The organism is Aurantibacter sp. (assembly GCF_042094015.1).
Classification (GTDB): Bacteria; Bacteroidota; Bacteroidia; order Flavobacteriales; family Flavobacteriaceae; genus Aurantibacter.
This window is the reverse complement of record NZ_JBELDZ010000029.1, coordinates 1-23698: the sequence shown is the minus strand read 5'-3', so window position 1 is coordinate 23698 and position 23698 is coordinate 1. Positions and strand designations below refer to the sequence as shown.

The following is a 23698-nucleotide window of genomic DNA, read 5'->3' as shown; positions in this document are numbered from 1 at the left end:
TTGACAAATGGTAGATAATTTCAAAAACGAATATTTTGGTATAGGTATACAAAATGGTAAAACACCAGAAAACCTAGGCGTTTTATGGCGCACAGCACAAAATTTAGGAGCTAGTTATATTTTTACTATTGGAAATCGTTATGCAAAACAAGCCTGCGACACGCATAATGCCGTAAAGTCTATGCCTTATTTTCATTATAAAACCTTTCAAGATTTCTACAATAGCATTCCAAAAGGCGCAAGATTAGTTGGTGTAGAATTAGACAATTCTGCTGTAAATTTAGAAACATTTAATCACCCAAGACGTTGTGTTTATTTACTAGGCGCAGAGGATCATGGTTTATCTAAAGAAGCTATAGAAAAATCTCATTTTTTAATTAAGTTTAAATCTCAATTAAGTTTAAATGTAGCAGTAGCAGGAAGTATTGTGATGTATGATAGAGGAATAAACAAACCAAGGTCGTAACTTTGCAGTCTATTAAAAGAATACAATATGAATCATAAAGCAGGTTTTGTAAATATAATTGGTAATCCTAATGTAGGTAAATCTACATTAATGAATGCATTTGTGGGAGAAAAACTATCCATTATAACTAGTAAAGCTCAAACTACAAGACACCGAATTTTAGGTATTGTTAATGGCGAAGATTTTCAAGTAATTTTAAGTGATACTCCTGGTATTATAAAACCAGCATATCAATTACAATCTTCTATGATGGATTTTGTCAAATCGGCTTTTGAAGATGCTGATTTACTAATTTATATGGTAGAAATTGGTGAGAAAGAATTAAAAGACGAAGCATTTTTTAAGAAAATAACAAATGCCAAAATTCCCGTTTTATTACTTTTAAACAAAATAGATAAATCTAACCAAGAACAATTGGTCGAACAGGTACAGATTTGGGCAGAAAAGGTACCAAATGCTTTAATTTATCCAGTATCAGCTTTAGAGGGCTTTAATGTAAAAGAAGTTTTCGATAAAATTATTGAACTTTTACCAGAATCGCCCGCCTTCTACCCTAAAGATCAACTAACAGATAAGCCTGAACGCTTTTTTGTAAACGAAAAAATTCGTGAAAAAATTTTAATGCATTACAAAAAAGAAATCCCTTATGCAGTAGAAGTTGATACAGAAGAATTTTTTGAAGAAGAAAACATTATACGTATGCGAGCTGTAATTATGGTTGAACGTGAAACACAAAAAGGAATAATTATAGGCCATAAAGGCGAAGCAATAAAACGTGTTGGTGTAGAAGCCAGAAAAGATTTAGAAAAATTTTTTGGAAAGCAAATTTATTTAGAGCTTTATGCTAAAGTGAATAAGAACTGGCGTAGTAATGATAGGCAATTGAAACGTTTTGGTTATAATAACTAGAACTAAATATAAAGAATACGCAAAAGCTCTAAATAATTTTAGAGCTTTTTTTATTTAATATAACTTCCATAAATTTATTTAGTTTTTGCATCTCTACTTTTCCTGCAATTTTCCCCATTCGTCCAGCAACATATAAAACTCCCCAAAAGAGAACCATAAATACCGTTCCAGTTACTTGTATAAAAAAATCTCTATCTAACTTATAATTCGTGTAACCCCAAATGGCAAAACCAATAAACAAAACTGCTATTATAAAATGAAAGAACATAAACATTGTCCAAACAGTAGGATTTGGACCAAATAAACCAGACAACACAGCTTTTTCTTTATCAAAAGACATAATCTCTAAATGTAACTGTGGAGACCAAAAGTGCTGTTCCTTTTTTGGAATTCTAATAAAAACATGATTATCTACACGAGATACCACTAAATTCTCTGGATTATTTACTGCTGCTTCAAAGCGAGATAATATAGCTTCATTATGCTCATTCAAATCTAATTTAAAGCGTGGTCTTAAAACAATTTCTTCTCCTAAAATCATGATATAAAATATAATAGGGTAATTTAGTGATTTATTTCTATTAACAAACACTACCTTTGCAATCGCTTACAGGATATGTAATGCATAAAAAAAATAAATTATGAGTAGTATAGTAGCAATTGTAGGAAGACCTAATGTTGGTAAATCGACTTTTTTTAACCGTTTAATTCAACGACGCGAAGCCATAGTAGATGCTGTTAGTGGTGTTACTAGAGATAGACATTATGGAAAAAGTGATTGGAACGGAAAAGAATTCTCTTTAATTGATACTGGTGGATATGTAAAAGGATCTGACGATATTTTTGAAGCTGAAATTGACAAACAAGTTGAACTTGCAATAGACGAAGCAGATGCCATAATTTTTATGGTAGATGTAGAATCTGGTGTAACTGGAATGGACGAAGATGTTGCTAAACTATTACGTAAAGTATCAAAACCTGTATTCTTAGTTGTAAATAAAGTAGATAATGGTAAACGTGCAGAAGATGCTGTAGAATTTTACTCTCTAGGTTTAGGAGATTATTATACCGTAGCTAGCATAAATGGAAGCGGAACCGGAGATTTACTAGATGCTTTAGTTGAAGCTTTACCAGAAATTGAAGAAGTAGAGGCAGAAGAAAATCCATTACCACGTTTTGCTGTAGTAGGAAGACCTAACGCAGGAAAATCATCTTTTATTAATGCTTTAATAGGCGAAGACAGATATATCGTTACAGATATTGCTGGAACTACAAGAGATTCTATTGATACAAAATATAACCGTTTTGGATTTGATTTTAATTTAATAGATACTGCTGGAATTAGAAGAAAAAAGAAAGTAAGAGAAGACTTAGAGTTTTATTCTGTAATGCGAAGTGTTAGAGCTATAGAACATGCAGATGTCTGTTTATTAGTCGTAGACGCAACTAGAAGTTTTGATGGACAAGTTCAAAATATATTTTGGTTAGCTCAACGCAACCGTAAAGGAATTGTTGTATTAGTAAATAAATGGGATTTAGTAGAAAAAGATCATAAAACAACAGTTGAATTTGAAAAATATATTCGTAAACAATTAGAACCATTTACAGATGTTCCAATTGTATTTATGTCAACTTTAACCAAACAACGTATCTATAAAGCCATAGAAACGGCTGTAGAGGTTTATAATAACCGCTCTAAAAAAATTAAAACTAGCGAACTTAACGACACGTTACTTCCAATAATAGAAAACCGTCCGCCACCAGCATTAAAAGGTAAGTTTGTTAAGATTAAATATATTATGCAGTTGCCAACACCACAACCGCAATTTGCTTTTTTCTGTAACCTACCTCAATATGTCGCTGAATCATATAAAAGGTTTTTAGAAAATAAATTAAGAGAGATTTACGATTTTAAAGGTGTACCAATAAGCATTTATATGCGTAAAAAATAAAACCGTAAGACGTTAAACAAATAAGGCTGAATTTATCAAAATTCAGCCTTATTTAGCTTCAATCAATTATTTGTATTGTAAAAAAATAACAAAACTTTACCTTTTGTTTAACAGACTATATAAGAAAGTCTAAATAATTTCGTTTTTTAATTAATTTGAATTAATCCCAAATTTAATTTAATCTACAAACTAGCTTACATGAAAAAAACAATTTACATTCTTATACTTTTTTGTGTAGGTATTTCTTTTAGTCAAAACACAGACTTTAAGATTTTTGGTTCGCTGCAATCTAGCGATGAAAACTTACCACTTGATGCTGCCACAGTTCATGTAGAAAAACTAAAAGACAGTAGCTTAGTTGCTTATACAATTTCAGAATCTGACGGAAGTTTTATTATAGAAGATGTAACTTCTGAAAACAAACTAAACCTATTTGTGTCTTATGTTGGTTATCAAACTTTAAAAAAAGAAGTCCTAATTAATAAAAAAGAGATTAATATTGGTAAATTAACGCTTGAATTAAGTAATTCTTTAGATGAAGTTGTAATTAAAACTGCTGCTCCAGTAACTATAAAAAAGGACACATTAGAATTTAATGTGAAATCTTTTAAAACAAAAAAAGATGCTACAGTTGAAGATTTATTAAAAAAATTACCTGGCGTTGAGATTGATGCTGAAGGTAAAATTAAAATAAATGGCAAAGAAGTTAACAAAATATTGGTTAATGGTAAGCCTTTTTTTGGAGACGACCCAACTATTACAACAAAAAACTTAACCAAAGATATCATTGAAAAAATACAAGTTGTAGATACTAAAACAAAATCTGAAGCTTATTCTGGAGAAGATGGAGACACGGAAAATAAAACCATAAATTTAACTATAAAGGAAGAAAACAATAAAGGTGTTTTTGGTCGCGTTGCTGCTGGAGCTGGAACAGATGAACGTTGGGAGTTTGCAGGTATGTTTAACCGTTTTGATAACGATCAACGTATAAGTATTCTTGCAGGTGGAAATAATATAAATTCTCCTGGATTTAGTTTTGGTGAAATTTCTAAAATGTTTGGAAGAAGTGGTAGTACCAGCTGGAATAGTAATGGATCTTTTAGTATTGGCGGACGTTCTTTTGGTGGAGGACAAGGTATAACAACATCAAAAAACGCAGGACTAAACTATGCAGATAAAGTTGGTGAAAAAGGTGATATTTCTGCAGACTACTTCTACTCTACCAGTAACTCTGATAATGAAAGTGCATCACAAAGAGAAACGTTTTTAAATGATTCTCGTTTCTTTTCCGATTCTAGATCTTCATCTATTTCAGATACGGAAAGCCACGTAACAAACTTAGACTATGAGGTAAAAATAGATACTACACTTTTTTTAAATATAAAACCTTCGTTTAGCTACTCTAATTCAACAACAACATACAATAGTCAAGACAATTCTTTTAATGAAGATAGAGATTTAACCAATTCTTCTACTTTAAATTCATTTGTAGAAAGCACATCTTCAAGATTTGGTAACGATTTAGAATTAACTAAAAAAATTGGAGCTAAAGGCGCATATATTAAAGTTGGTTTCGAAAATGAATTTTCTAAATTAGAAGGTGATGATTTTATTAATTCTAACACACAATTTTTTGGTACTACAACGGATATAGCAAGAGATCAATTTACATATCAAGAAAATAAAACCACAAACTTTGGTAGTGACATAACAGTTAGTATTCCTTTAGAAAAAGATAAGTGGTTTTTAAATGCAACTTATTCTTTTAATAAAGACAAAAATGAAAATAGACAAAGTACCTTTAATAAAAATATTATAACAAATGAGTACGACCAATTCGATACGGATTTAAGTACCGATTTTAATTATATAGATTCTCAAAGTCGTCCTGGTTTACGTTTACGTTATAAAGGAGAGAAATTATCGGGTAGACTTGGAGCGACTTACGTATTTAGAACTTTAGAAAATCAAGATGGACTAAGACCAGAATTTAATGTTGAGCGTGATTTTAATGCACTTGAAGTAAATTCTTATCTAAATTATAGGTTTAGTAAAAAATCATCTGTTTATGTTAATTACCGTTTAAATAATAATCCACCAGCATTATCTCAACTTCAAGCTTTTGATGATGTTTCAAATCCTTTAAACACCATTACTGGTAATCCTAATCTAGAACCGTCTAATAACCATAATGTATATTTTGGATTTAACTCTTACGATTGGGCAAAGAAATCTGGCTTTTATAGCTATGCTGGTATAACTGCAATAGAGAACAATGTCGTTTCAAAAACAATTGTAGACCCAAATACACTAAAAAGAATAACTACTTATGAAAACGTTAATGGTAATAACAACGGGTATTTAGGCGCCAGTTATAGTAAGAATTTTAAAATAGACTCTTTAAAGTCTATTAGAGTTAGAATTGGAGGAAATTCAAATTTTTCAAAAAACATAAATTTTAATAACGATATAAAATATGCTAGTAGAACATTATCCTATAGTCCAAGTCTTGGTCTAGAATTTGTCTGGAATAAGGTTTTTGAATTTAAACCTAGATATAGCGTAAGCTTTAACAATACTAGTTTTGATATTGATAATTTTGAAAATCAAAAATTTACAAGACATAATTTAGGAATAGAAACAGCTACTTTTTTACCTAAAAAATTTGAATGGAGAAACGACATTAATTATAACTACAATACCAACATTGCAGATGGTTTTCAAAAAAGTGCTTGGTTTTGGAATTCATCGCTTTCTTATGCTGTATTAAAAGAAAAAGGCTTGGTAACGTTAAAGGTTTACGATTTATTAAATCAAAACACAAACGCCACAAGAGTTGCCTCACAAGATTATATTGAAGACAGACAAAGTACTGTTTTAACTCAATATTTTATGCTAAATTTTAGTTGGAAATTTAACAGTCTTGGCGCTAAAGCTAACGAAGGTAGAGGAAGACATTATTATGGTGGCTAAAAAACAAAGTTAATCAACTAAAATCAGCTCATAAATATAGGCTGCTTTTTTATTACAAAACTTTCTAGAATTAATTTCACTACTCAAAAAGCATAATTAATTCTCATAACCATATTGTCTAATCTTTAAAAAAAGCACCTACAAATTATATATTAAATAATTTATAGTATATTTATCTGTTGAATTAATTTAAAACAAATGAACATATTATTAAAAACTATACTTGGACTAATCTTTTTAATCACTAGTATTAGTTACTCACAGAAATTTAAAGCTATAAATTTTTCTCAATTAGATACTAAAGACGCTAAAACAGATTTAGTTATTCAAAACAAAAGCCCATTATCTTCAATTGGCGTAGAACATAGCAAATACGATGCTTACTCATTTTTACAACACTATAAAGAATTTAGTTATAGTGACAACTTAAATCGTTTTAATCAGTTAGACTATTTAAAAAGATTAGTTCAACCTGTTAGTTATGCTAATACAGTTAAAATTGGTATTATGCATTTAGACTTTGAAGAACTTAAGCCAAATAGTTTAATAGATGGCTTAGTAAAAATTGAAACTAATTATATTAGAAGAATTTCTCAAGAACCTATTTTAAACGTAAAAGAAGCAACAATTATAGCACCTTTTGCAACACACAAAAGAGGATTAAATTCTAGCTTTTTAATTGATGATTCTTTTGTAATTAATAACACAAAAAATACAATTGATAAAATTGAAATAGATTTTAATGATAATCAAGGCTATAGAGCTGTAAATATAAATGATTATGTTAATGTTTCTTACTTAGAAAGTGGTGATAAAAAAATTCAATTTAAATTAACATTATCAAATGGAACTGTTATTAAAAGAACTTCGCCGTTAAAAGTAACAAAATCTCGTAACGATATAGCTAACCAAAGGCTTTTAGCACCAACAGAAGTTAATTCTAGTATTATAGCAGATTTATCTAGTTATAGTGGCGCAACAAACCATGCTGGTTTAGCAGAATACGAAATATTTTTAGGAGCAGATAATGAGTTAGACAAGCCAATTATTATTGTTGATGGTTTTGATCCAAGCGATACAAGAACTATAGATGGTATATATTCGCTATTAAATTTTGAAAGCAATGGTCTAACAGAAAACTTAGCAGATAATGTTAGAGCAGATGAAAACCATGATGTTGTATTAATTAATTTTCCTAGTTACTTTGTACTTCAAAACGGTAATTTACAATCGTTTGCTCAATCAACAGATGTTAATAATGATGCCGTAATTGATGCACAAGACTACCCTGGAAGTACTGTTGTTGATGGTGGAGCCGATTTTATTGAGCGAAATGCATTTTCTGTTGTAGATATTATAACACTAATTAATAGTCAAAAAATAGGTGATGAAGAGAACGTAATTATTGGCCCTAGTATGGGTGGATTAATTACACGTTACGCTTTAAACTATATGGAGCAAGATCCTGGTAATGTTGGTTTTGATCACGAAACAAGATTATGGATGTCTTTTGATTCTCCACACCTTGGTGCAAATGTTCCTATTGGGTTTCAAAACTTATTTAATTACTTGGCTTATGGTTTAGACACTTGGGTTGGTAATTTTAGCTTAGAATCTTTGCGTCCAATTGTAGACGGAATGTTAAAATCTCCTGCAGCAAGACAAATGCTTACAGATCATTTTGAACCACATTTAGCAAATGGAGAAATAGCTGAATTTAATCCAAACCTTACACTACCTATAAAACATCCTTATAGTACAGTTTTTTTCAGCGGCATTAACGGATTAACAACCTCTGGTTTTCCTGAAACTACACGAAATGTATCTTTAATTAATGGTAGTGGTATTGGTAACCCTTATCAACATAAAAACGGAGATGATGTAGAACCTGGCGACAGAGTTTTGGATGCATTTATTCCTGGCGTTGCCGTATTAACAGACGCTTATTTTGATGTTTGGTATTCTCCAAATGCAGGGCAAACTATAAAAATAGCAGATATTTGGATAGATGCTCCATGGCTTTGCTTCTGTGATATTAATGCTGAAACAGATGCTGAATCAGAATCTTTTTCTAAAGGAATAGACGCAGCTCCTGGTGGTCTTTTTGATTTAGGAGCTTTAGCAGCAGGTTTTGGTACAGCAGATCCTACTATAAATGCATTTTTTGGTTCACTTACTACAGACTATTTTAATTTTATTCCAACCGTAAGTGCAATGGCATTAAACACAAATCCAAATATAGATTGGTATGAAAACATAACTCTAGGTACTGGAGATACTCCTTGGGATGATACTATAACGACCAATCCACAAACACCATTTGTAAACTGGTATATGCCAGATCACAATGAAGCTCACGTTACACTTACAGAAAACAATGTTGAATTTGCTTTAGATGAAATTTTGAAAAAAGCAGATGTCTCTATAAAAATGATTCTTCAAGGTGCAGCTACAAATCCTACAACAGGTGAAGAAGGCTTAATGAGAGACGATTTAAGAACATTAGATTTAATACCTATAACAAGTCCTTACATAGATGCTATTACAACAAATACAAGCACTTTAAGTGTTTCAGGCACTAATGCAATAGTAGATTGGGTTTGGATTGAATTAAGGGATGCTATAGATAACACGTCAGTAATCGCTTCAAGATCTGCTTTATTACAAAGAGATGGAGATGTTGTAGATATAGATGGTGTTAGCAGTCTTGGTTTTGAAATCCCAGGCAAACCTTATTATGTCGTAGTAAATCATAGAAATCATTTGGGGATCATGTCAAATAGCGCTATTGCATTATCTAGGAAAACAACTATTTTAGACCTAACAAATACTAGTACATTAAATTTTGGAACAGATGCACAAAAAGAATTAGAAAATGGTAGTTTAGCATTATGGTCTGGTGATGCTAACGGAGATGGACAATTAAATTATTTAGGAGCTTTCTCTGATATACCGGCAATTAGTACTTATATTTTCAATGATCCAAATAATTCTGTATTTGGTGGGCCACCAACAGGAACATTTATTTCTTCAGGTTATAGTAACACTGATATAAATATGAATGGAATCACACAATACTTAGGAGCTTCAAGTGATGTGCCCTACATAAGTGATAACATTTTTAACAATCCTAGTAATACCGTTTTTGGTGGACCACCAACAGGAACATATATTTTTACTCAGCAACTACCTGAAGGTAGTAATTAAACTTAAAAACCAAAATATACTACTCATAAAAAAGCCTAGACAGTTAAATGTCTAGGCTTTTTTATGAGTAGTATAAATATTATTACACTAAATCGTATTTAGTAATTTGAATTACTTCAAAACATTTATATAGCTAGGTTAGAACAGTCCTTTAACTAGAAAACTAATGTATACTCTTGATATTATTATATAAAATAATACCTCCTCAATCAAATAATTCTCATAATCAACAAGTGAGTGCAATCTTTACCTAACAGTATCAAGTCTAGTCCTTAACTAATATATAAACTAACAAAGATAAAATTACTATAAGCTTACGCTCCATATAAAATATAAATAAATTTGTGCAATAATTTTTAAAATAATGTAAATTCTATATATAGAATTCGATTACCTACTAACTTATTTTAATTAAAAACAAAAAGGCTCACATTTCTGTGAACCTTTTTTTTATAGTTAAGCAATAATTAAAATTGCCACATATCTAATTCGAAGTTTCTAATCTTCTCTTTTATTCTTTCAGATTCTAATAATTGCATTAAAGAGTTTTCTGGAATATACTCATCAATTTGTCTATCCCCATAAACATTTTCTTCTTTAAAAGCTATACCACTAAAACGTCTAGAATTTAATACATGATCAAAAGAAAAAGGCATTGCACTATTTTTAGTGTTATACGTTTTAGCTTCATGCAAAATATCTCTAACATCAGGATAAAAAACCCAAAATAAAGGAATAGGATTTTTATTTTCTTGATCATCAGAATTAATAAAATTAACATCAGCTGCTGCTGGAGCAAGTCCAATTAATCTATATTTTAATTCTCCTTGTCGTTTGTCAAAATACCAAGTTCCTTTAATATGGTAAGCTGTAACATTAGCTGATTGAATCTCTGTTTTAATGATATATTCTGGATCAATATAACCATCTTGGTTTAATTGATCAAAACCAACATCTAAAGTATCTATATCAACCATTTGCTGACCTAAATCTTTCATACTTTTTTTTCCTGTAAAGTAAGAATCGTCATAAACATTAGCAATAGTACCATCACTAACATTTTTCCATAAAACATCAAACAAACTACGTCTATCACTACCAATATTGTTAGTGTCAATAGGATAATATAGAGGAAAATTTACACGCTCATCTAATACTATCTTTTCCCAAATCATTCTTGAAAAAAGGATATCTCTATCACCAACATAACCATACTCTAAAGGATGATCGTTGTCTAATGCCTTTTGTTCTTCAGTTTTTACACCAATTTGATCTGGATGAGTTGCATTCAATAAATTTGATTGCGCAATTCCAAAAGATGAAACTGAAACTAAAGCAGTTAATAATAATGATTTTAAATTCATCTGTTTTGATTTTTTATAAATTAATAAGAATCAGATGCTTGATTTTATTAGTTAGTCAATTCAATAATTACTGGAGAAACACCTTTTAATTTAATGCTATTCCCTTTAATTTTTGCTTTAATATCAAAGAATTGAACTGTTGCTCCTCTTTTTGCTTTTCTTAAAGCAGATTTAGCAGTACCACTTAAACGAGTACCATTACAGTTAATAGTAGCTTGTCCTGGTACTTTAAATTTAAAGCTAGTAACTTGTAGATCTAAATCGAAAACAAAATCAGGTAACAAAGCTCCTACTTTACCTATTTCAACATTACTTCTTGGTAATTTAGCTGTATCCATTTGACCGTTAAAAGTTCCTGTAGGCTTTGGTATATCCTTTATACGGAATACTTGACTATCAGAAGCTTTAGAACCATCATCTAAAGTAGCGGAAACATTAATTTTAAGTTCTCTACCAGAACCTGGAGTTACAACATATTTACCTTGTCCTGAAGTTTTCTTTAATCCTGAACCAGATGCAGATACTTTATTATCTGGAACACCTGCAAAAGAAATAGTCATTGGGTTTTGTAAACCTCTATAAACAACATTCATTTTATCTGCAGAAATAGTAGCAGAATTTGGTCTTGGTACAACTACGTAGTTACCAACAATTTTAATTGGTAAAGGCTTACCATCTTCTAAGAAAGTAAATTCCCCATCAATTTTTTGTTCACCTACGTTACCAACATTAAAGTCTAAACGAGCAGCTCCTGTAGAATCAATAGCTTTAGACAAATCAATTTCTTGTCCATTAACCATTAATTTAGTTGGAGTTACATCTGCATATTTACCTAAAACAACTTTACCTTGAAATTTCTCTCCTGCAAAAAATGCAGATTTATCAGCCAATACAATAGCCTGGTAGTTCTTTAAAGAAACTGCCTCATCTAGTGTATTTCCTAAAAATAGGTTAAACATATTTGCTTCAGTAGTCTTAACATCATTTTGCATTGCTGTTAATTTAGTAATAGAAGCAATAGCAGGAAATCCTTTAAAGTGATAATCTAACCATAATTTGTTAGCGCCATCTTTAGCTTTAATATTTTCTGTATTAAATTTAGAATTAAAACTTTCTAAAGCTTTAGTATATTTAACGTCATTACCAACAACCTTTTTAACATCTGCTTTATACTTATTAATAACTTCCATCATTTTTTGACCTTTCTTGCTTAATTTATCTCCATTAAACCAGTTTTCGTCAATATAATCACCCTTATCCATTGTATCAAAAGGAAGTTTTCCAGTATCAGGATCTATCTCAAATCCTCCACCTTTTAAAACATCAGCTTTAACAGTACCTAAGTATGTATAAAACTGCTTAGATATTTGAGTGATTTGTTCAGCTTTATTAGCTGGAACAGCAAACTCTTTTGGTTTTTCTTCAGCTTTTGCCTGTAAAGAAGCAAGAGTTTTTGTATTATTCTCTGTAATTAGTGTATTTGCATTCTCGAACTTATCGTCCATTAATCCAAAAGCAGAAAGAACCTCTTTAGACATATTTAATGCTAACATTGCTATTAGAACTAAATACATTAAGCTTATCATTTTCTGTCTTGGGGTTTCTTTAGCACCTCCCATAAAAATTAGTTTTTTTTAGTTAATAAATATTAAATTAGTAAACTAATTATTTTTTGTTCATTGCAGTTAACATTCCACCATATACTCCATTTAAAGAAGATAAATTAGAAGCTAAAGATTGCATTTGTTCTTTTAATTTCCCTGCATTTTCAACAGTTTCAGCATTAATAGAAGCCTGCTTAGATGCAGATTCCATTTGTACTTTATATAAAGAATTTAATGATTCCATTTGTGCTGCAGCAATAGACATTTCTTCTCCATATTTTTTAGTTGCTGCCATAGAATCTACTGTTGGAGATATACCCTTAGCTGCTCCTTCAAAGTTTTTAATGCTATTACCTAAACTAGCCATTAATTCACCATCAATTTTAGCATCTTTTAATAAGTTATCTAATTTTTTAGACAATAAACCTTCTGCATCTTTTGGTGCTTCTTTTCCTTTTTTACCTAAAGATTGTCCTCCTGCTAACTCTGGATATACTAAAGACCAATCTAAATCTCCTTCTTGCTTTTCGAATGCAGATGCAAAGAAGATTAGTGCTTCAGCTCCTAAACCTACAATTAACATTATAGATGCTCCTGGCCAGTGCATTAATTTAAATAATGCTCCTAATATTACTACTGATGCTCCAATACCATAAAGGTAACCCATTGCTTTTTTGTACGTACTTACTTGTGCCATAATTTTTAAATTTTTAGTTGTTAAGTTAATTAATAGTTATTATTATTATATAGAAACTAAGTTTCTATATCTTATTTTGTGTTAGCAGTTACTTCTGTCCCCATATAATCTTGAACAGTTCTAAAACCGATGAAACTTCTTGCAGAATCTGCATATTCATAATCTCTAGAACTTACTTGTAAGAAGTACGCAACATCTTTCCAAGAACCACCACGAACTACTTTACGCTGATTACTTGCATCATTAACATTAGGATTAATAGTAGATGCAAAATCATAAGATGCAGGATCGTAAGATGAATTTACCCATTCTGAAACATTACCTGCCATATTATATAAGTTAAAATCATTTGGCTCAAATGCATCAGCTTCCACTGTATACAAAGCTTGATCCGCTGCATAATCTCCTCTTAATGGTTTAAAATTAGCCATAAAACAACCTCTGTCATTCTTAGCATAAGGTCCACCCCAAGGGTATGTTGCAGCCTGAAGTCCTCCACGAGCAGCATATTCCCATTCTGCTTCGTTTGGCAATCTATATCTACCTACAGCATGTATTTTCTTTTCTCTTCTATAATCGTTATGATAATTTGTTCTCCATTGACAAAAAGCTTTCGCTTGAGTCCAAGAAATACCAACGACAGGATAATCTCCATAAGCCGCATGCCAGAAATAATCATTATGCATTGGCTCATTATAAGAGTACGCAAAATCACGAATCCAAGCAGTAGTATCTGGATAAATCTCAACTTCTTCTCTAATTATGACATCTGAACGAGATAATTTTTTATCACGAGCAGCTTTCTCTATGTCCATATAAGAATATTCAAAGACAAACTTCTTAACATCCCATGTACGTTGTCCGTTATAAGATTCTTCTAAAGGAATATACATTCCATCCATAACTTCTGCATACAAAACATCTGGATATTCTGAAGTTTCAAAGATCAAATCAACTTCTTTATTAAGCATTTTCTGATCATTCCCATAATTATCACGCATATATTCTTGATATGGTGTTAATTCTTCAGACTCATCAGAACCTTTATATGCAAATTCACCAATATCATCAGAACCTGGGGTCTTACCTTCCACATCTGCCATCTCAGCTAACTCTGTTCTAATTATAGAATCTCTAACATTCTCAATGAACTGGCTATACTCGCTGTTTGTGATTTCAGTTTCATCCATATAAAATGCTCTAACAGTAACTGTTTTAGCCGGAGCATCTTGCACACCTGCTAAATCATCATCTGCTTTACCCATTATAAAAGAACCTCCAGGAACCAAAGTCATTCCGTAAGGCTTTTCTGGATGCCACTTCTTACCTTTTACACCTACAAGCTGCCCTTTGTCATTTCCTGAATTACAACTCGCTAAAAGTGCTAAAACTGCCGTTATTAATACAAACTTCTTCATAATTATATAAAAACTCTGAGGTTAAATTATATGTTTCTCAAAAATTAAGACCGTAAACATATTTAATTATTTATTTAAAAGCAACTTTTTATTAATTTATTCTTCATTTAATCGATAAAATTAAACATCATACCGAAAGTTAACCATTTTGTTAAAGAATTCTTAATTTAAATGCTGTTTTTTTGAAATGCCTTATACCATCTTTCTGGAATTATATTACTACATGCGTCTTTATAATCTTGCAACGCACAAGGTAATAACGCATGCTTTTTTAACTTATTGTTAACAGTTGATAAAAAAGGAATCTCTACCCACCAACGATTTGTTATCAAACTCTTATAAAATATAAGTTCCTGATCTTCAACCAAAGTAATAAATTTCTGAAAATTTTTATCTTTTGAAAAATCATCATCTTCTACTCTTCCATTCAAACCTTCTACAAAATACCATAACGTTTGAGCTAACAACATAGATGTAGCTGAATCGTTAACTGAAACTTTATAATTATAAATACCGAAAGATGACAACTTATTACTAATTCCAGCATAGCGAGCTATAGCACAAATTTCTTTTCCATCAAACCCATTAGGTGAAACTTGCTGAGACAAACTAACTTCTGATGCTTTTACAGCATTTAAATCTACAGTCACTAAATTAGCATCCCGCATTACAGGCTCTACTAATCTAATATTATTTGAAACATCCCCTAACCTATACGCTTCAAAATAAAGCTTTTTAACAAGATCTATTTCTTCCTGAGAATTGAAATAAGTCTGATAACCTATAGTTGCATAATTAAATAAGTTATAAGGCTCATCTAATATTATCTTCCCAACAAAACTCTTATCCGATATAGGCTTTGAAGCATCTCCAAGATCAAAATTAGAATCTACATTAACAACATTTACCATTGGCATCAAAGCATCATAAGCTCTGTAATTGGCGTAGGTTAAGTCTTGACTTCCGCCTAATATAATAGGAATGATTTTTTTGCTAATTAAAACACTTAAAGTCTCTTTTAAAGCAAAATAAGTATCCTCTACAGTTTCTCCAGGTTTTAAATCCCCTAAGTCTGCTATAGTTGTATTCCAGCTTCCAGGAAACAAGCTATAAAAAGATTTCCTAACGTTGTCAAAATGTAAATCTACATCAGAATTAGAACTGTTTCGTTGCTCTAAAACACCTATTACAGCTACAGAAACACCATTTAAATCGGGCAAACCAGACTTTTCCGAATGAATTCTAATCTTTGAACCAATAGCGTGTACGGATAAGTCTTGAATAATCTCAAGAACTGTATTAGATATTGGTGATAAAAAACTAAAATTCATAAACTTAGTTACTGCTTTACATTAGTAAAATAGATAAAAGAATTTCAATTATTTCTTTTTAGCTACTGTTTTTTTCTTGGCTACTGCTTTCTTTTTAGCCGCAGGCTTCTTTTTTGCTGCTGTTTTCTTTTTAGGTGCATTTTTTTCAATAATACCCTGAACCTCTTCAAGTGTTAACGCTGCTGCATCAACAGTTTTTGGTAATTCAATTTTGGTTTTACCTTTTAATATATTATGCCTACCCCAACGTGCTTTCTCTACACGAATACCTTCTTCTTCCCAATTATGGATAACTTTATCTATCTCTTTTTGAATTTTAGCATCTACTAATTCTTCAATATCCGAGTTAGACAACGTATCCCAATCGTATTTTTTATTCACATTTATAAATAGTCCATTCCATTTAATAAATGGTCCAAAACGTCCTTTCCCTTTAGTTACTCCATGACCTTTATAGTCATAAATTGGAGCATCTGCTATTTCTTTTTCTTTTATCAACTCTATAGCATCATCCATTTCAAGATCTAATGGCTCTTGCCCTGGCGCTAAAGAAATAAACTTTTTACCGTATTTAATATAAGGACCGAAACGACCATTGTTAACCTCAACAACTTCATCTTTATATTCTCCTAAAGTTTTTGGCAACTGAAATAAATCCATTGCTTCTTCAAAAGTTATAGTTGTTAATTGTTGGTCTTTTCCTAGACTAGCAAAAGTTGGCTTATCCTCATCATCAACAGTTCCTTTCTGAACCATTGGTCCAAATTTCCCTAAACGAACACTTACTTGCTTTCCTGTCTTAGGGTCTTTACCTAAAATACGTTCTCCAGATTCACGATCTGCATTTTCGCGAACATCTTCAACTACTGGATGAAACTTATCATAAAAAGACTTCATCATCTTTTTCCAGTCTTGTTTTCCTTCAGCAATGTCATCAAACTGATCTTCAACTTTAGCTGTGAAATTATAATCTAAAACACTTTCAAAATGATTAACTAAAAAGTCAGTTACAATCATTCCAATATCTGTTGGTACTAATTTACCTTTATCAGAACCTACTTTTTCAGACAATAAATTATCTTTAACAGAAGCTTCATCTAAAACCAATTGTGTATACTCACGTTCTGCTCCATCTATAGTTCCTTTCTCTACATAGTTTCTATTCTGAATAGTCGAAATTGTTGGTGCATATGTAGATGGTCTACCAATACCCAATTCTTCTAATTTTTTAACCAAAGAAGCTTCCGTATACCTATATGGCGCTCTAGAAAAACGTTCTGTTGCTGTAATATATTTATTCTGAAGTGTTTCTCCAACTTTCATTGCTGGCAACATTCCTTCTTGCTCTACATCTTCATCATCCGTTCCTTCAAGATATACTTTTAAGAATCCTTCAAATTTAATTACCTCACCATTTGCTGTAAAGGTTTCGTTATGAGAGTTTGCTTCAATTTTAACATTGGTACGTTCCAACTTAGCATCGCTCATTTGAGATGCAATAGCACGTTTCCAGATTAAATCGTATAATCTAGCTTGGTCACGATCTATATCTACAGAATGTGTTTTAAAATCCGTTGGCCTAATTGCTTCGTGAGCTTCTTGTGCTCCTTTAGATTTTCCTTTATAATTACGCTCTTGCGCGAACTCTTTCCCGTAAGCAGAAATAATTTCTTTTTCAGCTCCTTTTCTTGCTTCATCGGATAAATTTACACTATCCGTTCTCATATAAGTAATCAAACCGACTTCGTACAAACGCTGGGCCATTGTCATTGTTTTACTTACTGAAAAATACAATTTTCTTGAAGCTTCTTGTTGTAATGTTGATGTCGTAAATGGTGCTGCTGGCGATTTTTTAGCAGGCTTCTGTGTTAAATCTCCAATGCTAAATTTTGCATCTACATTTTTATTCAAAAAAGCTAAGGCTTCTTTTTTGCTTTTAAATGCTTTTGGCAATCTTGCTTTAAAACTATAATTACCATTTGTAGTAAACTCTGCATCTACTTTATATGATGCCTCAGGATTAAATCCAATAATCTCACGTTCACGTTCCACTATTAAACGGACAGAAACAGATTGCACTCTTCCTGCAGACAATCCTCCTTTTACTTTCCTCCACAATACAGGAGAAAGCTCATAACCAACAATTCTATCTAAAACACGTCTTGCTTGTTGCGCATCTACCAAATCGTAATCTATATCTCTTGGATTCTCTACTGCTTTTTGAATAGCAGACTTTGTAATTTCATGGAAAACAATTCGCTTTGTCTTTTCTTTATCCAAATCCAATGATTCAGACAAATGCCATGCAATAGCTTCTCCTTCTCGATCCTCATCACTTGCTAACCAAACCCAATCTGCTTTTTTAGCTAAAGCTTTTAATTTTTTAACCAAAGCTTTTTTATCGGCAGAAACCTCATAAGTTGGATCAAAAGTATCTTCAACATCTACACCTAAAACTTTTGATGGTAAGTCTGCAATATGCCCAAAACTTGATTCAACCTTAAAGTCTTTTCCAAGAAATTTTTCGATTGTTTTTGCTTTTGCAGGTGACTCAACTATTACTAAATTCTTCGCCATTTTTCACTTTTTATGAGTGCAAAGGTATATCAAAAAAAATATATCAACCTAATTTTAATTTCCATACCATATCTATAACCCATAAAAAAAGCCTTGAATTTCAAGGCTTTTTTTATAACATAAATTATTATTTACCAATTTCATCAAGAGGCTCATTATCTTCAAAACCAATAACTTCTTTGTAAATAAAATAAATTGGATGATACGTAAATTGAGCTGTTATCAGGATCCCAATACCACACATTAAAAAACCTACAAAAGATGATAATAATGATGCCACTATAACTAAACCAAACGTTATTAACCATTTTTTTGTTCCAATACTAAAACTCAGTTTAACAATCTCACTTACTGACAACTCTGGATTAAATGCAAAAAACAATGTAAAGAACGACATTGGTACAACTGCATAATAAAGAGGTAAAACACAAAGCAATAAAGCTATAATACTAATTACTAATGAAGCTAACATTATAGATATAATATGTCCTAAATATTGCCCTTTTAAAAAATAGAACAAATCTGAAGTTTTTACAGGTTCGTTATAATCTAATCGTTTTAAAATTCTAAAAAAACCAGCTTGAAGTGCTTGCGCCACAACACTGATAACCAAAATGCCGACAAAAAACAAAAGGAAAGAAACTACAGTAAAACCTGCAAACATTCCACTCATAACTTCTGGGTCCAGTTGCCCATTTTCAGACTCAATAGCAGCCATAATTATTGGTACATACATGATAATAATAATTGGCAACACTATTACCATTGAAATTAACTGAAGAACCAACCCGTGAGTCCAACTTTTCTTAAACAACTCTATAGATTTATTAAAAACATCTCCAAAATCTATAGCTGGATTCAAATTAATTTTTTCTTGCAATTTATTAAACAACATCATATTTATAATAATTAAGGTTAGTTACACAAATGTAACTTATTTTTCAAAACTTTTATAACTGCCACTTTGTCACAACAAACAAATAAATACTATCTTTGCATACTTCTTGAAATCAATAAAGCAGTTACAACCTAATATGGAAAAGACAATAGACGAAAGTAAACAAGGCGATGCTTTAATTCTTGATGCTAAAAAAGAAAACACAAAAAAACTTTTTATAGAAAGTTATGGTTGTGCTATGAACTTTAGCGACAGCGAAATTGTAGCTTCTATTTTAGATAAAGATGGCTACAACACAACAAATAAACTTGAAGATGCAGATCTAGTTCTAGTAAACACTTGCTCTATTAGAGACAAAGCAGAACAAACCGTTAGAAAACGTTTACAAAAATACAATGCTGTAAAGCGAACTAACCCAAAAATGAAAGTTGGCGTTTTAGGTTGTATGGCAGAACGCTTAAAAGAGAAATTTCTTGATGAAGAAAAGATAGTAGATTTAGTAGTTGGACCAGATGCTTATAAGGACTTACCAAACCTTTTAGCCGAAGTTAATGAAGGTAGAGATGCTATAAATGTAATTTTATCTAAAGATGAAACTTATGGCGATATTTCACCAGTACGTTTACAGAGTAATGGCGTTTCTGCTCTAGTAAGTATTACTCGTGGTTGCGATAACATGTGTACTTTTTGTGTAGTACCTTTCACTAGAGGAAGAGAACGTAGTAGAGATCCACAAAGTATTATTGAAGAAATTAATGATTTAGCCTCAAAAGGTTATAAAGAAATCACACTTTTAGGACAAAACGTAGATAGTTTTCTTTGGTATGGTGGCGGACTTAAAAAAGATTTTGCAAAAGCAAGCGATCTGCAAAAAGCTACTGCAACCGACTTTTCTAAACTTTTAAGTTTATGTGCTGAAACCTTTCCAAAAATGCGCATTCGTTTTTCTACTTCTAATCCGCAGGATATGCATTTAGATGTAATTAACACAATGGCGAAATACGATAATATTTGTAACCATATACATTTACCAGTTCAAAGTGGAAGCAATCGCGTTTTAAAAGCGATGAATCGTTTACACACAAGAGAAGAATATTTCACCCTAATAGATAACATAAAAAAAATCATTCCAGATTGTGTAATAAGTCAAGATATGATTGCTGGTTTCCCAACTGAAACAGAAGAAGATCACAAAGACACTTTAAGCCTAATGGAATATGTAAAATATAACTTTGGCTATATGTATTCTTATTCTGAAAGACCTGGAACTTTAGCCGAGCGTAAATTTGAAGACGATATTCCTGAAGCTACAAAAAGTAGACGATTAAGCGAAATAATTGCTTTACAGTTAGAACATAGTGAATTCCGCACCAAACAATATGTAGGAAAAACCATTGAAGTCTTGGTAGAACGAGAATCTAAAAAATCTAATAACCAATGGTCTGGAAGAAGCCAATATAATGTAGTAGCGGTTTTTCCAAAAGGAAATTACAACGTAGGAGATTTTGTAAACGTAAAAATAACAGATTGCACAAAAGCAACCTTAATTGGTGAAGCTGTTGGCTTTTCTAAAAACAATTAACAACTATGGAATCTATTCAAACCACTAAACAACGTTTTGGAATTATAGGAAATAGCATTGGTTTAAATCGTGCTTTAGAAAAAGCTATACAGGTCGCTCCTACAGATATTTCTGTATTAGTCACAGGAGAAAGTGGTGTTGGAAAAGAAAGTGTTCCTAAAATTATCCATTCTTTATCTCATAGAAAACACAATAAATATATTGCTGTAAACTGCGGAGCTATTCCAGAAGGAACCATAGATAGTGAACTTTTTGGTCACGAAAAAGGTGCTTTTACAGGCGCTACAAACACAAGACAAGGTTATTTTGAAGTTGCCGATGGCGGAACTATTTTTTTAGATGAAGTTGGAGAATTACCACTTACAACTCAAGTACGCTTATTACGTGTTTTAGAAAATGGCGAGTTTATTAAAGTTGGTTCTTCTAAAGTACAAAAAACAAACGTTCGTATTGTTGCGGCTACAAATGTTAATATGTTTGAAGCTATTAAAAAAGAACGTTTTCGTGAAGATTTATATTATAGATTAAGTACTATAGAAATAAACTTACCACCACTTAGAGAACGTAAAGAAGACATTCATATCTTATTTAGAAAATTTGCTAGCGATTTTGCGCTTAAGTACAAGATGCCAACGGTTAAATTAAGTGATGATGCAGTTAGTATGCTTCAAAATTATAGATTTAATGGAAATATCCGACAGTTAAGAAATGTCGCAGAACAAGTTTCTGTTTTAGAAAAAGAGCGCAATGTATCTGCTTTAACCCTTAATGAGTATCTACCAACTGGAGGATCTAACTTACCTGCTGTTATTAACAAGACGAAATCTGAAAGTGATTTTAGTAGCGAACGAGAAATACTTTACAAAGTCTTATTTGATATGAAAGCTGATTTAAATGACTTAAAGAAGCTTACAATGGAACTAATGAAAAATGGCGGTTCCAAAGACATACAAAAAGATAACGAAGGTTTAATTGAAAAAATTTATGGTTCAGAAAATGAGTCTAATGATTTTGATATTAAAGGACAAGAAGCAAATAAATTAGAGGTATTATCTATTCCAGAAAATGCATCTACTGAAATAATTAGCCCAGATAAATATCATTTTGCTGAAGAAATTCAGGAAGAAGAAACCTTATCTTTACATGACAAAGAATTAGAATTAATTAAAAAATCTTTAGAACGCCATAGCGGAAAACGCAAATTAGCTGCCGAAGAATTAGGGATTAGCGAACGTACTTTATATCGTAAAATAAAGCAGTTCGATTTATAGTTTCGTTAAAATTTTAAAAAACAGAACAAAGAAATTGTAATTTAGCATCAATAATATAAGTTAGTTTTAAAACAAATGAAAAAACTCACATACCTTTTACTAATAGTAATATGCACAATATTTACAAGTTGTGGCATTTACTCTTTTACAGGAATAGATGTTGGAGATGCAGAATCTTTTCAAGTTAATTATTTTCAAAATAACGCCTTACTTATAGAGCCAGGTTTAGACAGAGATTTTACTCTTGCCTTACAAGATAGATTAGTTAATCAAACCAACTTAAACTTAGTTAATTCTAATGCAGATTTAATTTATGAAGGTGAAATTACAGAATACCGTATCTCTCCTACCACTGCAAGAGCAAATAGTACTGCGGCACAAAATAGATTAACCATTAGCGTTAAGGTTAGTTTTTATAACAAAAAAAAAGAAGAAAACGACTTTGAAAAAAGCTTCACCTTTTTCTATGACTATGCTGGATCAGAACAATTAATTGGCAGTCAAAAAGACACAGCTTTAGAAGAGATATTTGAACGTTTAACACAAGATATTATTAACGCATCTATTGCAAATTGGTAATATGACAAATTTAGAATTTTCTAAAATTATAGAGCAACCTGAACATATTCTGGAATCTACAACTATAGAATTAAAAACAATAGTTGATGAATTTCCATACTTTCAATCTGCAAGAGCTTTATACTTAAAAGGTTTAAAAGAACAAGACAGTTTTAAGTATAATAATGCTTTAAAAACCACAGCTGCTTACACATCAGACAGAAGTGTTTTATTTGATTTTATTACAACACAAGAATTTAATCAAAATAGTATTTCAGAATTTATAAAGCACAACTCAGAACAGTTATATTATATCGATGTTGATTTTGAAGACATTTCAGAAAAAACACAACATGACAAAGAACAATTCCAAGAACAGTTAAATGCTTCTAAATCAACACTTAATCCTGATCTATTTGAAGAAAAAACAACTCTTTTAGCTGAAACAAAAGAAGAAATAATTGTAGAAGAAAAATCTCCCGAAGACACACTTCAAATCGGAAAACCTTTAGATTTTAAAACATCCGAAACACATTCTTTTAGCGAATGGTTAAGCCTTTCTCAATTAAAACCTATAGAAAGAACAACTAAAAAAGAAGTTTTTGTAAAAACAGAAGGAGATACTTCTAAAAAAACCACAAATCCAATTATAGCTAAGAAAAATCAATTAATTGAATCTTTCATTTCTAAAAACCCTAAATTAAAACCTAAGAAAAACTTAGAACCAAATATAAATTTAGCTAAAGCACAAATGCTTCATCCAGAAGAGTTAATGACAGAAACTTTAGCACGAATTTATGTAGAACAAAAAAACTTTAAAAAGGCAATTCAATCTTATAAAATTTTAAGTTTGAAATATCCAGAAAAAAGTGGTTTCTTTGCAGACCA

17 protein-coding genes are annotated in these 23698 nt (G+C 31.1%); 9 read left to right on the top strand and 8 right to left on the bottom strand.

The window, feature by feature from the left end:
* Nucleotides 1-7 precede the first annotated feature (7 nt).
* Nucleotides 8-466: an RNA methyltransferase gene (locus ACFDSN_RS06170; RefSeq protein WP_375238967.1), complete on the top strand. Its 459-nt coding sequence runs from the start codon at nt 8-10 to the stop codon at nt 464-466.
* A gap of 27 nt (nt 467-493) precedes the next feature.
* Nucleotides 494-1375 (top strand): GTPase Era, encoded by an 882-nt coding sequence (gene era, locus ACFDSN_RS06165; RefSeq protein ID WP_375238966.1) that lies wholly within the window; start codon nt 494-496, stop codon nt 1373-1375.
* A 28-nt stretch (nt 1376-1403) separates the two neighbouring features.
* On the opposite strand, the gene ACFDSN_RS06160 is transcribed toward era, so the two are convergent.
* Nucleotides 1404-1916 (bottom strand): GTP-binding protein, encoded by a 513-nt coding sequence (locus ACFDSN_RS06160; protein ID WP_375238965.1) that lies wholly within the window; start codon nt 1914-1916, stop codon nt 1404-1406.
* Nucleotides 1917-2016: 100 nt separating this feature from the next.
* On the opposite strand from ACFDSN_RS06160, the gene der reads away from it, so the two are divergent.
* The 3 genes from der (at nt 2017) to ACFDSN_RS06145 (ending at nt 9510) form a co-directional block, all read left to right on the top strand.
* On the top strand, nt 2017-3327 hold the full coding sequence (gene der / locus ACFDSN_RS06155; RefSeq protein ID WP_375238964.1) for a ribosome biogenesis GTPase Der: 1311 nt from the start codon (nt 2017-2019) through the stop codon (nt 3325-3327).
* A 198-nt stretch (nt 3328-3525) separates the two neighbouring features.
* Entirely contained in the window at nt 3526-6303 is a 2778-nt protein-coding gene (locus tag ACFDSN_RS06150) for an outer membrane beta-barrel protein (protein WP_375238963.1), read from the top strand.
* A 198-nt stretch (nt 6304-6501) separates the two neighbouring features.
* On the top strand, nt 6502-9510 hold the full coding sequence (locus tag ACFDSN_RS06145) for a hypothetical protein (RefSeq protein ID WP_375238962.1): 3009 nt from the start codon (nt 6502-6504) through the stop codon (nt 9508-9510).
* 467 nt (nt 9511-9977) lie between these two features.
* Here the strand turns inward: ACFDSN_RS06145 and gldN are convergent, their stop codons facing one another.
* From gldN to ACFDSN_RS06110, 7 genes are all read right to left on the bottom strand, one after another.
* Nucleotides 9978-10874: a gliding motility protein GldN gene (gene gldN, locus ACFDSN_RS06140; protein WP_375238961.1), complete on the bottom strand. Its 897-nt coding sequence runs from the start codon at nt 10872-10874 to the stop codon at nt 9978-9980.
* Nucleotides 10875-10921: 47 nt separating this feature from the next.
* The gene (gene gldM / locus ACFDSN_RS06135; protein WP_375238960.1) at nt 10922-12493 is read right to left on the bottom strand and encodes a gliding motility protein GldM; all 1572 of its coding nucleotides are present in this window, start codon (nt 12491-12493) and stop codon (nt 10922-10924) included.
* Between the two features lie 46 nt (nt 12494-12539).
* Nucleotides 12540-13175 carry a gliding motility protein GldL gene (gene gldL / locus ACFDSN_RS06130; RefSeq protein ID WP_375238959.1) on the bottom strand — a complete coding sequence of 212 codons (636 nt, stop codon included), beginning with the start codon at nt 13173-13175 and terminating at the stop codon, nt 12540-12542.
* 71 nt (nt 13176-13246) lie between these two features.
* Nucleotides 13247-14593 (bottom strand): gliding motility lipoprotein GldK, encoded by a 1347-nt coding sequence (gene gldK / locus ACFDSN_RS06125; RefSeq protein WP_375238958.1) that lies wholly within the window; start codon nt 14591-14593, stop codon nt 13247-13249.
* A gap of 167 nt (nt 14594-14760) precedes the next feature.
* Complete coding sequence (locus ACFDSN_RS06120; RefSeq protein WP_375238957.1) at nt 14761-15924, bottom strand: formimidoylglutamase; 1164 nt, start codon at nt 15922-15924, stop codon at nt 14761-14763.
* Nucleotides 15925-15972: 48 nt separating this feature from the next.
* On the bottom strand, nt 15973-18501 hold the full coding sequence (gene topA / locus ACFDSN_RS06115; protein WP_375238956.1) for a type I DNA topoisomerase: 2529 nt from the start codon (nt 18499-18501) through the stop codon (nt 15973-15975).
* Nucleotides 18502-18628: 127 nt separating this feature from the next.
* Nucleotides 18629-19363, bottom strand: coding sequence for a hypothetical protein (locus tag ACFDSN_RS06110; protein ID WP_375238955.1), 735 nt, complete (start codon nt 19361-19363; stop codon nt 18629-18631).
* A 172-nt stretch (nt 19364-19535) separates the two neighbouring features.
* On the opposite strand from ACFDSN_RS06110, the gene miaB reads away from it, so the two are divergent.
* From miaB to ACFDSN_RS06090, 4 genes are all read left to right on the top strand, one after another.
* Nucleotides 19536-20981 carry a tRNA (N6-isopentenyl adenosine(37)-C2)-methylthiotransferase MiaB gene (gene miaB / locus ACFDSN_RS06105; protein ID WP_375238954.1) on the top strand — a complete coding sequence of 482 codons (1446 nt, stop codon included), beginning with the start codon at nt 19536-19538 and terminating at the stop codon, nt 20979-20981.
* Between the two features lie 5 nt (nt 20982-20986).
* Nucleotides 20987-22252 carry a sigma 54-interacting transcriptional regulator gene (locus tag ACFDSN_RS06100; RefSeq protein ID WP_375238953.1) on the top strand — a complete coding sequence of 422 codons (1266 nt, stop codon included), beginning with the start codon at nt 20987-20989 and terminating at the stop codon, nt 22250-22252.
* Between the two features lie 75 nt (nt 22253-22327).
* A complete protein-coding gene (locus ACFDSN_RS06095; protein WP_375238952.1) occupies nt 22328-22831 on the top strand; it encodes an LptE family protein in 504 nt (167 codons plus the stop codon).
* A 1-nt stretch (nt 22832) separates the two neighbouring features.
* Nucleotides 22833-23698: hypothetical protein (locus tag ACFDSN_RS06090; protein ID WP_375238951.1), on the top strand; the 866-nt coding region annotated here is incomplete at its 3' end.

Bases quoted from the DNA above. Each gene is read 5' to 3' on its own strand.
- gldM (WP_375238960.1), bottom strand. From the start codon at position 12,493: ATGGGAGGTGCTAAAGAAACCCCAAGACAGAAAATGATAAGCTTAATG.
- gldL (WP_375238959.1), bottom strand. From the start codon at position 13,175: ATGGCACAAGTAAGTACGTACAAAAAAGCAATGGGTTACCTTTATGGT.
- gldK (WP_375238958.1), bottom strand. From the start codon at position 14,593: ATGAAGAAGTTTGTATTAATAACGGCAGTTTTAGCACTTTTAGCGAGT.
- ACFDSN_RS06150 (WP_375238963.1), top strand. From the start codon at position 3,526: ATGAAAAAAACAATTTACATTCTTATACTTTTTTGTGTAGGTATTTCT.
- ACFDSN_RS06095 (WP_375238952.1), top strand. From the start codon at position 22,328: ATGAAAAAACTCACATACCTTTTACTAATAGTAATATGCACAATATTT.
- era (WP_375238966.1), top strand. From the start codon at position 494: ATGAATCATAAAGCAGGTTTTGTAAATATAATTGGTAATCCTAATGTA.
- ACFDSN_RS06100 (WP_375238953.1), top strand. From the start codon at position 20,987: ATGGAATCTATTCAAACCACTAAACAACGTTTTGGAATTATAGGAAAT.
- miaB (WP_375238954.1), top strand. From the start codon at position 19,536: ATGGAAAAGACAATAGACGAAAGTAAACAAGGCGATGCTTTAATTCTT.
- gldN (WP_375238961.1), bottom strand. From the start codon at position 10,874: ATGAATTTAAAATCATTATTATTAACTGCTTTAGTTTCAGTTTCATCT.
- ACFDSN_RS06160 (WP_375238965.1), bottom strand. From the start codon at position 1,916: ATGATTTTAGGAGAAGAAATTGTTTTAAGACCACGCTTTAAATTAGAT.
- ACFDSN_RS06145 (WP_375238962.1), top strand. From the start codon at position 6,502: ATGAACATATTATTAAAAACTATACTTGGACTAATCTTTTTAATCACT.
- der (WP_375238964.1), top strand. From the start codon at position 2,017: ATGAGTAGTATAGTAGCAATTGTAGGAAGACCTAATGTTGGTAAATCG.
- ACFDSN_RS06120 (WP_375238957.1), bottom strand. From the start codon at position 15,924: ATGAATTTTAGTTTTTTATCACCAATATCTAATACAGTTCTTGAGATT.
- ACFDSN_RS06170 (WP_375238967.1), top strand. From the start codon at position 8: ATGGTAGATAATTTCAAAAACGAATATTTTGGTATAGGTATACAAAAT.
- topA (WP_375238956.1), bottom strand. From the start codon at position 18,501: ATGGCGAAGAATTTAGTAATAGTTGAGTCACCTGCAAAAGCAAAAACA.